Genomic DNA, 9941 nt, shown 5'->3' on the forward strand with positions numbered 1-9941 from the left:
TCAAAATAAAATTGCCTAAAATCGTTGATAATACTTGACTTAGAGTAGAAAAAAAAAACCAAAGTCCTCATTTTGATGGGGGTTCCGGGGTCCGGCTACATGATCATGACCAACAAGTCCTACATTGGCAGCTTGGTGACCCTGGCCGGCGGTGAGAGCGTCTATCAGTCTTCTAAGGCCTACCTGACCCCTAGCAATGACTCTTTGGCCCAGCAGAATCCGGACGTGATCCTGCGGCTAGAACACGCCTTGCCGAGCGTGACCCTGCCTCAGTTCAAGGCAGAATTTAAGCGAAATGCCTTCTGGTCCAAGATGAGCGCTGTTAAAAATAAGCGGGTTTATGACCTGCAGCAGCCGGTCTTCAATGCCTCGGCTAACGTCAATGCTGCCAAGGCTTTGCGCCAGGTCAGCCAGTGGCTATTTCCCGGGAAATAATCATGAGAAATAAAATATTTTGGGCTTATTTGGCCTTGCAGGCGGCTTTGCGGAACGTTGTCGCCGACCCCGGCATCATCGGGGTGTCAGCTTCAGCTAACTTTTTTGCCCTCTTTTTTGGAATTTTATTTCCCGGCCTTTACCTGGGCAAGATCTTGGCTGCCTTCATTGGGGGCGGCTTGACCATCGTTTTGCTATTTTATTTTTCGCAAAAAATCTCTCCAGACCGGCTAATTTTGGCCGGTCTAGGCCTGAACGCCTGCTTCAGCGCCTTGGAAGAGGTGACGGGGCAAAGCGGCATGAGTCTGGCGACCAGCAACTGGACCAGCAGCCTAACTGTGGTCTTCTTGGCGGTGCCACTTTTAGCAGCTGCAACCATCCTGGCGCCGAGTTTGACCTATTTGAAGTTCAGCGACGAAAAGCTGCAGTCCTGGGGGATTGAGGCTGGCAAGCTGCGGCTGATCTTGTTAGCTATCGCGGCCTTTTTGGCGGCAGCGGCCACGGCTAGTCTAGGACCGGTATTCTTTTTAGGCATCCTGGCCCCGCAACTGGCCCGGCTGCTGGACCCCAAGGGGAAGAATCAGTTGCCATTAACTCTGCTTGCCGGCAGCGCCATTTTGGCAGTAGCCGATACTCTTGGCCGGCTGGTCTTCAATGAACTATCAGCAACTTTACTTTTGGCCATCGTTGGCGGCCCGGTTTTGATTTACTTGCTGGTGCGGGAGGGGAAAAATGATTAAAGCAGAGAAGGTTACTTTTTCATACAAAAAACGCCCCATACTTAGCGAGGCGTCGTTTGAAATTCCAACTGGGCAGATTACGGCGATTGTTGGTGAAAATGGGTCGGGCAAGTCGACCCTCTTGAAATTGCTGGCCCGGCAGCTTGAACCGCAAAGTGGACAACTTTTTCTAAATGGTCAGCCTTACGATGCTTTTTCTAAAAAGGATTTCGCCCAAAAAGTGGCCCTGATGGAACAAGAAAGCCGGTTGTACGGGGATTTGACCGTGGAAGAGGTCGTGGCGGCTGGCCGCTTGCCGTACTACTCGCTTTTTTCTAACCAGGTAGACCAGGTGGTGGAAGAGGTTGTGGCTGAACTAGGATTGTCTGAGCTGCGGGACCGATCCATGTCGGCCTTATCGGGCGGACAGAAGCAGCGGGTGTGGCTGGCCTGCGCCCTGGTGCAAGAACCGGAGCTACTCTTATTAGATGAACCGACCAACAACATGGACCTCCGCTTTCAGGAAGAATTTTTAACCTTAAGCAAAAAGATCAACAAAGAGCGTGGCCTAACCATCTGCCTGGTCCTGCACGACTTGCGGTTAGCCCAAAGGCTGGCTGACCAGATTTTGCTAGTAAGCGGCGGACAGGTAGAGTAGGGCGATCTGACGTCGGAAACGATCGAAGCCGTTTTTGGCTGTTGCTTCCCCCTAATGTAGTTAGCCACGGCCGTTTTGGGACGTCGCTTCCCCCAAGTGTAGGTAGCCACGGCGATTTTTGGTTGTTGCTTCCCCCTAGTGTAGTTAGCCACGGCCAAAAAGGTCGTGGCTACCATGTCAGGGGTCAAGGACATCGAGAAAAAAGTCGTGGCTACCATGCTGGGGGTCAAGGACATCGAGAAAAAGGTCGTGGCTACCATGTCAGGGGAAAAATAAAAAGCGCTGGATCAAATCCAGCGCTTTTGCTATTAGATGTGCAGCTTCAAGTAGTACTTAACGATGGCTGCGGCCAAAACTGCGCCAACGAATGGAGCAGTACCAGGAACAAGCAGACCGTATTGCCAGTCGTTGTTAGCCTTGTTCTTGATTGGCAAGATTTGGTAAGCCAAACGAGGACCAAGGTCCCGGGCTTGGTTCATGGCGAAGCCAGTAGTACCGCCAAGGCCCATACCGATTGCCCATACCAAGAGACCCACAAGGAGTGGAGTGAAGCCAAACTTTTCGTAGTTGGCAACGATAGCCAAGATACCAGTCAAGAAGATGGTAGTGGCGATCATTTCGACCATCCAGTTACGAGGCAAGTTGCGTTCGTTAGGGTTGGTTGAGAAGATGTTTCTCGTTGCAATCCCATCGATCGTGCCTTCTGAAGCCTTGAAGTGGTCTGCGTACATGAAGTAGGCCAGCAAGGCACCAGCGAAGGCGCCGAGGAATTCAGCGATCGTGTAAGGGATAAAGCTTGACCATGGGATCAAGCCCAAAATAGCTTGGCAAAGAGCCATTGCAGGGTTCATGCAAACGCCGCCGAAGATAAAGAGGCAGGCGGTAATGCCGAATGACCAAGTAGTAATGGCAAAAATGTGGCCAGAACCGTGGTACTTAGTCTTGTTCAAAACGTCATCGCAGTGTACTCCCACACCGAACAGAATCATGAGTCCAGTAGAAAAGAACTCATTTAACAAGTTGTGCATCAAAATCTTGTTCTCCTTGTAGTAGATATTTTTTAAAGGTACATAACAGGTAATAATTATAAACCTATAACCCTAAAAAAGATACAAGAAATTGCCAATTTCTGCCAAGAATACGTTTTCTTTACTAGAAAATAACAGTCAAAAATAACAACGTTATTTTTTAATTTCATTGATCCGCACCAACTTGATCATAGAATGTTCAAAAATGGCCGGTATAGTTAGAACTATAGAAGAGATGGAGAACTCTTCTATAACTCATATTTCTTATATTTTTCTTTCCCTGATATACACAACATATACACTACCTGAAAAGCAGTCGAACCCTCGACTGCTTTTTTGGTATCTAAAATATACGATTACGTAAAGATATAGAAAAAGCTATGATTAAAAAGAGGTAAAGCCGTTTTTTCGGCACTTGAAAGCGCTGGTGAATAGATTTACTATATATTTGACTTTGTAGATAAAAAGATAGCTTTTTCTTACAAAATGTCAGGACAAGCTTGGCTTGACTGGATTATAGTGTTAACAGTCAGCAAGCAGGATAGATCGAAGAAGTGTAAACAGATTGGAAGAAAGATGAATCAGGAAAAAGAGAATACGGAAAATATTTCAAGTAAACATCATTACTGGCTTGCTGGCCTGCCATATCTGGCAATTATTGGCTTAGCGGCCTATTTTGCTTACCGGCAATCCCGGACAGGCAACGTCATTATCGGGTCAGACACGATTTTTCACTATAACCGTTTCTTTGAAACGGCCCAGCAGATCAAGCACGGCAACTTTAGCTGGCTGATGAGCTTGTATGGGTATAATCACTCCGGCCGGGTGATCAACGCCCTCTACGGGCCCTTATTTGCCTATTTAAATGGGCTGCTGGTGCTGGCGGTCAAGACCTGGTACAGATACCAGATCGTCAGCTCCTTCTTGGTCTTCAGCCTGGGCGGGACCAGCATGTACTGGGCCCTGCGCAAGTTTAAGGCGAGACGGAGCGTAGCAACGCCGCTAGCCCTGCTTTACATGACCATCGGATGGCTGCCCCGCTGGCAAATCGCAACCAACTTTTCTGGGATCAGTGCGGCCATCATGCCCTTTGGCCTGATTGTGGCCTATGACCTGGTCTTTGACCGGGAAAAGCCGGTTCACTGGATCAAGCTGGCCCTGCTCATGAGCCTGGCGCTAGAAACCCACCTGTTAACGGCGGTCATGTACATGGCCTTCCTCTTGCCAGCCTGGATCTACGCCTTGGTCAAGCATCCAGCAAAAAGCGCCAAGCAAAAAATCCTAGTGGAGACAGCCAAGGCGGTTGGCCTAGCCCTGCTGCTCACCCTGAACACCCTGGCGCCGCTGCTCTGGCTGTCAAAAACCAACACCCTGGCGGCTCCAGCCACCATGTCAATGAGCAAAAATGCTCTTAAGCTGAGCCACACCAGCGTCTGGCCAAGTCCTCACGGCCTCCTTGGCTACAACCAAAGAACCGGGCTGACTTACTGGCTCTTTTACATCTTTTTGGCCCAAGCCATTTACGTTTTGTGGAAGCACAAGGACAATAAGCTGAACACCATCATCACCTTGTATGGGACTTTTTGGCTCTTCTTAGCTTCTAAGCTCTTGCCTTGGAGCCACATTTCTAACCGCCTGCCCTTTTTGGCCAGATTTTTGCAATTCCCGGCCCGCTTCACCTGCATCGCCTACCCGCTGTTAATGATCGGCTTGGCCCTGAGTGCAGAAGGCTTTTTAAAAAAGGCTAAGGGCAAATGGTTCGTTTACCCAGTGCTGGTCGCGGCCGCCTTGGTCAGCATCGATAGCGCCGTGCTATACTTGAATGAGGATGCCTGGAAGGGCTACATTGCCGGCGTTAAAAACAACGCCAACACCCAGCTGGGGAGCAAGCTCAGCACCTATTTGACCCAAAAAGAGCGCAAGAAGCTGAGCGACCAAGCCCGCAAAAAGCTGAAGAAAGAGCGAGTCAAGGCCTTGAAGCAGGCTAACGCCCAAACCCACACGGAAGACCTTAGCGCCTTTTTGACGGTGACGCAGAAGTCGGTAGCCGACTATTTGCCAATTTACAAACAAGACCCGAAGCCCGTTATTAAGGGCTGGGCTGAAGGCTATAAGAAGAAAGAATACGTCAAAAATCAAACCTTGAAGGCGGAAATGGCCTACAAGAAGTCGGTTTTAAGCCAAAAACTTCGCAAGAAGGTCAAGGTCAAGACCATCAAGGGCGGACTAAAGATCACTTGGAAGAGCAAGCAGGGCAAGGCCCAGCGCCTGCCCGTCGTGACCTACCACCAATCTAACCTGGTAGTCAACGGCAAAACGCTGACCAGCTACCAGCACAACCGGATCGGGGCGCCAAAAGTTGCAAGCAAAGTTGGCAAAAACGTGGCCTACTTGACCTTTAATGAGTCAATCGTGATGAAGCTGATTATCGCCATTTCACTTTTAGCCTGGCCCGGCCTGTTGATCTTACTGGCATACTTTTTAGTTAAAAGACAAAAAGAAAAAGCAGAAAAAACAAACGAGTAGAATAATAGAGAAGAAAGATAAAAAGTTAGAGAAAGCAGACAAGCAATGAGAAAAATTTCGATTATCGTTCCTTGCTACAACGAAGAAGCGGCGCTGCCCCTTTTTTACCCAGTAGCCAAGGAAGTTTTGGAAAAATTGCCGGATGACTACGAAATCATCCTGGTCAACGATGGCTCACGGGACAAGACCCTGGAAATCATGAAGGACCTGGCGGAAAAAGATCCCCACGTCTTTTACATTTCTTTTTCAAGAAACTTCGGCAAGGAAGCCGCTATGTATGCTGGCTTCGTCAACGCCCACGGCGACTATGTGGCCGTGATGGATGCGGACCTCCAGGACCCGCCAGCCCTCTTGCCGGAAATGATCAAGATTCTGGATTCTGGGGAATACGACAGCGTGGCGACCCGCCGGGAAAACCGGACGGGGGAGCCGCCGATCAGAAGCTGGTTTGCCCACAAGTTTTACCAGATCATCAACAAGATCTCCGATGCCGACGTTGTTGACGGGGCCCGGGACTTCCGCTTGATGCGGCGGGAGATGGTCGATGCCATCGTGGAAATGAGCGAATACAACCGCTTCTCTAAGGGGATCTTTGGCTGGGTCGGTTTTAAGACCTACTGGCTGCCTTATGAAAACGTGGAAAGAGTTGCTGGCGAAAGCAAGTGGAACTTCTGGAAGCTGTTTAAGTACGCTATCGATGGGATCATCAACTTCTCCCTAGTGCCATTGACCTTGTCGTCATGGATGGGGATCTTCATGACCGGCGTGTCCTTTATCATGCTCTTGGTCGTGATCATCAGAAAATTGCTCCGCGGCGATCCGGTGGCCGGCTGGGCGTCGCTGATCTGCGTCATCATCTTTATCGGCGGCTTGATCATGCTCAGCCTGGGCGTAATGGGGCAGTACCTAGCCAAGGTCTACATGGAAAGCAAGCACCGGCCACACTACATTTCTAAGGAATCCAACATTCCTGACATCAAAAAGATTGATTAGTCAGACTGATGAGTCTGCTTATATAAGGAAATAGTGATAATTCAAAACTAGCTGGATCAGCTAGTTTTTTTATGCGCTTTTTTATCTTTGCTAAAAAATCACTTACAAAAGCCAAGTGATAATAATAATTTTTATATCAAGAATCCGCTATCTATGTCTTTTTGATTGAATTTACATTTCCATTAGATTATAATCAGAAGTACTATGATCAGGAATGAAGGAGTTGTGGGATGAGAAAGAAAGGTAAAATGCAAAAGAAAGATTATTGCGCACTGCTAATCATCTTTAGTGTTTTGCTAGTGGGCACGACCCTGTTTATCAAAAACTGCTACAGCAGCTATGAGCAAAAGCAAACAGCCAAAGCCCAACGGGTGGCCAAGCTGGCGGCGACTTCCTTTCTGCCGGAACTAGGCCGGTCAGAGAGCGTAGTTAAAGAAGTCGAGCGGACGACGGTGGGAACGGACGGCCAGATTGATCATTTTCAAGTGCAGGCCCAGCAGCTGGCTAACGGCTATCTTGCTGGTATTTACTTAATTCCAGCTAGTGGTCAAAGGCAGAATTATGACCGGGCTGCCAAAACCGACTTCTCGGCTAAGCCAGACTCAAGTTTAGTGAGCTATGCCCGGAAAAAACGTACTACCGTTTTTCAAGGTGGAATTAAAGCACAGGGCCAAAGCTATCTCTTAGCCTACCGGCCAGTTTTTCGCCAGGGCAAATATTGGGGCACTGCCGGCATTGCGATTAAGACGAATGCTTTTTTCTCGGTAGCCTACCGCAACCTGGAGCAGGTTGGCTACAACTATCAGATTTTAAAGTCCAAAACGCCGGCATCTAAGCAGTACCAGTTGCTGATGCAGTCAAAGGAAAAGGTTGCTAAAGGCGTCAGTTACAGTTTCCAGCCAGATGCCAAATGCAGCACTTGGAAGATCGTGGTTTCGCCAACAGACGGCTGGACTTACCGGCAAAAGGCCCAGCGCGATTCGACTTATGTGGCGCTGCTAATGGCGGCAGTTTTCCTGATTTGCATTTTAGTCGTCAACTGGCTCGCTGGTATGCGGCAAATTCAAGAAGAGGCGACGATTGATGCCTTAACCGGGATCAACAACCGGCAGGGCTTTGAGATCAAGCTCCGCCGGTTCATGCAGAGTAAGCCAAATTCGCCTTTCACCGTGGCCATGATCGACATTGACGACTTCAAGCTCTTTAACGACCTCTACGGCCACCAGGTGGGTGACCAGGTCTTGAAGCAGGTGGCTAAGAGTCTCAGTCAAGTTGCTGGAAAAAAGGGCATCGTTGGCCGGACAGGCGGGGACGAGTTCCGGGTTGCCTTTTTGGACCTAACCGCTGAAGAAAGCGAGCCGTTTATTAACCGGATTGCCCAGGCTGACTACTACTTGACCCACTACTTAAAGCAGATCAGGTACAGTCTGTCGATCGGCTACGCCGACAGCCCTAGGCAGGGGCATGGCATGCGACAGCTGCTCAACCAGGCAGACGAAGCCCTCTATGACGTAAAATTGTCCGGCAAGGGACAAGCTCAGCGCTATTCTGGTCAGGGGCAGAAGCACCTAAGGGCCCAGCTGGGCTTTACCCTCCACGATATCGCGTCGAACATTCCGGTGGCCCTGATGATCTATTCCCAAGAAGATGGGCGGATTCTGTTTGTCAACCAGGGAACCTTGCAGCTCTTAGGCTACGACAACTTGTGGGACTTTTATGACGAAGTCAACACTCAAGCCGTCCACGTCGTGGCGCCGCGGGACCTGCGACGGGTGCAGGATTGGCTGAAAAAGTTTAAAGACAACCAGCAGGAAAGTGACCAATTGAAGTACCGGGTGATCAACCGCGGCGGCGGAGAGATCAAGGTTTTGGCCAACTTCCACCTAGTAGAAAATCCGCACTATGGTCCGATCATCTATCAGACCTTGATGACAATTTAAAGGCAAAAAATTAAAACGAGGATAATCAAGCCAAAGGCTGATCATCCTCGTTTTTATATTATTAGCTGTTTTTTTGACTTAACCTAATTTTGCAAAGTACTGGTCCAGGTAAACCTTGTAGCTGACGGCCATGATGATGTTCCGCAGCATGTGTTTGTAGTCGTTGTGGTCGTGGCCGATCTCGTCGAGCTGTTCTTTATAGCCAAAAACGTAGGCCAGGACGTTTTCGAGTTCCGCCACCAGGTAGTCATAAGCGGTCTGGGTGTCGTAGCTGCTCCTTTGCAATTCAAGCCCCTTTTTGAGATCAGCCAGGGGCAGGACATTTTTAGCAATGGCGATAAAAATCAGCTCTGCTACTTGCTGGCGGCTGTAGAGCTTTTTCTTTGGGGAAAAAATCAAATCCTGCTTGACGTAGTTGCTGATCATTGACGAGGTCAGGCTGACATTGCCCAAAGGGGCCAAAACATCGTTGATGTAGCTGGCGGTTTGTTCCAGATACAGGCCCATTTGGGGCAGGTCCTGGTAGCGGGGCAGGTGGAAGTTTTGTAAAGAAGTGGTCGTAGTCATCGTTATCGTCGCCTCCAAGGAAACAATCTTACTACCTCAATTATAACAAATCTCTCACCGGTTTTTGAAAAGCTTGACAAGGGATAAATGATAATATAGACTAAGATCAGTTTTTAGAAAACCGATAACGAGGAAAACAAAAACATGAAAACGAAAATTATCGTTGACTCAGCTGCTAACATGCTGCCGGGCCAACTGGGGGATTGCCAACTGGAAGTGGTGCCCCTTTACCTGATTCAAGAAGACACCACCTGGACCGATGACGAGAGTTTTGATCCAGTGAAGTTTAACGAAAATGCCGAAAAAGGGATGAAGACTACCTCTGCCTGCCCAAGCATCAACTCTTGGATGAAGGCTTATGAAGGCGAGGATGAAATTTTTGTCATCACTATTTCGAAAAAGTTCTCAGGCAGCTACAATTCCGCTGTCCAAGCCGCTAACCTCTACCAAGAAGAGCACCCAGAAGTGAAAATTTACGTCTTTGACAGCTACGGCGCGGGCCCAGTTCAGCGCTTAGGTGCCAAAAAAATCGCCGAATTAAAGGAACAGGGTTTGGCCTTTTTGGAAATTGTCGGCGAAGTCAACGACTACTTTGAAAACCACCTGAAGACCTTTTTTGCCTTAAAGTCGGTCATTAACCTGGTTAATAATGGCCGGCTGAACCCGGTGGTGGGGAAGATGCTGGGGATGCTGAAGATTTGGGTCTATGGCTGGGCTGATGAAGGCTTGATTGAACCCTTAGGCAAGGCTAGAGGCGATAAAAAAGCCTTGGCCAGCGTGGTTGCTAAGTGCAAGGAGACTGGCTACTGCGGCGGGCGCGTAGAGATTGACCACGTCCACAACCTGGAGACGGCCAGTGACCTGCATGACTTGTACAAAAAGGAATACCCAAAGTCCAAGGTCGGAATTGACACTTGCAAGGGCCTGTGCAGCTTCTATGCTGAAGAGGGCGGCTTGATGATTGGGATTGAAATCTAAAGTATAGTAAAAAGTCAGCACCATCAGGATGCTGACTTTTTACTTGTCTTGTCTTGTCTTGTCTTGTCTTGTCTTGTCTTGTCTTGTCTTGTCTTGT

8 protein-coding genes and 1 pseudogene are annotated in these 9941 nt (G+C 48.9%); 7 read left to right on the top strand and 2 right to left on the bottom strand.

Going from position 1 to position 9941, the window contains the following annotated elements; translation table 11 throughout:
- Positions 1-51 precede the first annotated feature (51 nt).
- The 3 genes and pseudogenes from ACI4WN_RS03240 to ACI4WN_RS03250 all read left to right on the top strand — a co-directional run.
- Positions 52-435 (top strand): annotated as a pseudogene (locus ACI4WN_RS03240) (ABC transporter substrate-binding protein); the annotation flags it as partial.
- A gap of 2 nt (positions 436-437) precedes the next feature.
- Complete coding sequence (locus tag ACI4WN_RS03245; RefSeq protein ID WP_439776942.1) at positions 438-1175, top strand: FecCD family ABC transporter permease; 738 nt, start codon at positions 438-440, stop codon at positions 1173-1175.
- Positions 1168-1812 (top strand): ABC transporter ATP-binding protein, encoded by a 645-nt coding sequence (locus ACI4WN_RS03250; RefSeq protein ID WP_439776943.1) that lies wholly within the window; start codon positions 1168-1170, stop codon positions 1810-1812. Before ACI4WN_RS03245 ends, ACI4WN_RS03250 begins: the two co-directional genes overlap by 8 nt.
- Positions 1813-2120: 308 nt before the next feature.
- Here ACI4WN_RS03250 and larD read toward each other — a convergent pair whose 3' ends face one another.
- Positions 2121-2843 carry a D/L-lactic acid transporter LarD gene (larD, locus tag ACI4WN_RS03255; RefSeq protein WP_439776944.1) on the bottom strand — a complete coding sequence of 241 codons (723 nt, stop codon included), beginning with the start codon at positions 2841-2843 and terminating at the stop codon, positions 2121-2123.
- A gap of 573 nt (positions 2844-3416) precedes the next feature.
- Between larD and ACI4WN_RS03260 the strand changes: the two genes are divergently transcribed.
- The 3 genes from ACI4WN_RS03260 to ACI4WN_RS03270 all read left to right on the top strand — a co-directional run bounded on the left by ACI4WN_RS03260 (position 3417) and on the right by ACI4WN_RS03270 (position 8299).
- The gene (locus ACI4WN_RS03260; RefSeq protein WP_439776945.1) at positions 3417-5366 is read left to right on the top strand and encodes a 6-pyruvoyl-tetrahydropterin synthase-related protein; all 1950 of its coding nucleotides are present in this window, start codon (positions 3417-3419) and stop codon (positions 5364-5366) included.
- Between the two features lie 45 nt (positions 5367-5411).
- Positions 5412-6359 carry a glycosyltransferase family 2 protein gene (locus ACI4WN_RS03265; RefSeq protein ID WP_008461444.1) on the top strand — a complete coding sequence of 316 codons (948 nt, stop codon included), beginning with the start codon at positions 5412-5414 and terminating at the stop codon, positions 6357-6359.
- Between the two features lie 230 nt (positions 6360-6589).
- The gene (locus ACI4WN_RS03270; RefSeq protein WP_439776946.1) at positions 6590-8299 is read left to right on the top strand and encodes a diguanylate cyclase domain-containing protein; all 1710 of its coding nucleotides are present in this window, start codon (positions 6590-6592) and stop codon (positions 8297-8299) included.
- A gap of 78 nt (positions 8300-8377) precedes the next feature.
- Here ACI4WN_RS03270 and ACI4WN_RS03275 read toward each other — a convergent pair whose 3' ends face one another.
- On the bottom strand, positions 8378-8866 hold the full coding sequence (locus ACI4WN_RS03275) for a DUF1836 domain-containing protein (protein ID WP_439776947.1): 489 nt from the start codon (positions 8864-8866) through the stop codon (positions 8378-8380).
- A gap of 144 nt (positions 8867-9010) precedes the next feature.
- Here ACI4WN_RS03275 and ACI4WN_RS03280 point away from each other — a divergent pair, with 144 nt between their 5' ends.
- On the top strand, positions 9011-9844 hold the full coding sequence (locus ACI4WN_RS03280) for a DegV family protein (RefSeq protein ID WP_439776948.1): 834 nt from the start codon (positions 9011-9013) through the stop codon (positions 9842-9844).
- The last annotated feature ends 97 nt before the right edge of the window (positions 9845-9941 follow it).

This window comes from Lactobacillus sp., from assembly GCF_051893255.1.
In the GTDB taxonomy this organism is placed as follows: Bacteria; Bacillota; Bacilli; order Lactobacillales; family Lactobacillaceae; genus Lactobacillus.

What these genes read in the sequence shown, in the direction of transcription:
- ACI4WN_RS03250 (WP_439776943.1), top strand. Translation starts at nt 1,168, where the DNA reads ATGATTAAAGCAGAGAAGGTTACTTTTTCATACAAAAAACGCCCCATA.
- ACI4WN_RS03275 (WP_439776947.1), bottom strand. Translation starts at nt 8,866, where the DNA reads ATGACTACGACCACTTCTTTACAAAACTTCCACCTGCCCCGCTACCAG.
- ACI4WN_RS03280 (WP_439776948.1), top strand. Translation starts at nt 9,011, where the DNA reads ATGAAAACGAAAATTATCGTTGACTCAGCTGCTAACATGCTGCCGGGC.
- ACI4WN_RS03260 (WP_439776945.1), top strand. Translation starts at nt 3,417, where the DNA reads ATGAATCAGGAAAAAGAGAATACGGAAAATATTTCAAGTAAACATCAT.
- ACI4WN_RS03265 (WP_008461444.1), top strand. Translation starts at nt 5,412, where the DNA reads ATGAGAAAAATTTCGATTATCGTTCCTTGCTACAACGAAGAAGCGGCG.
- ACI4WN_RS03245 (WP_439776942.1), top strand. Translation starts at nt 438, where the DNA reads ATGAGAAATAAAATATTTTGGGCTTATTTGGCCTTGCAGGCGGCTTTG.
- ACI4WN_RS03270 (WP_439776946.1), top strand. Translation starts at nt 6,590, where the DNA reads ATGAGAAAGAAAGGTAAAATGCAAAAGAAAGATTATTGCGCACTGCTA.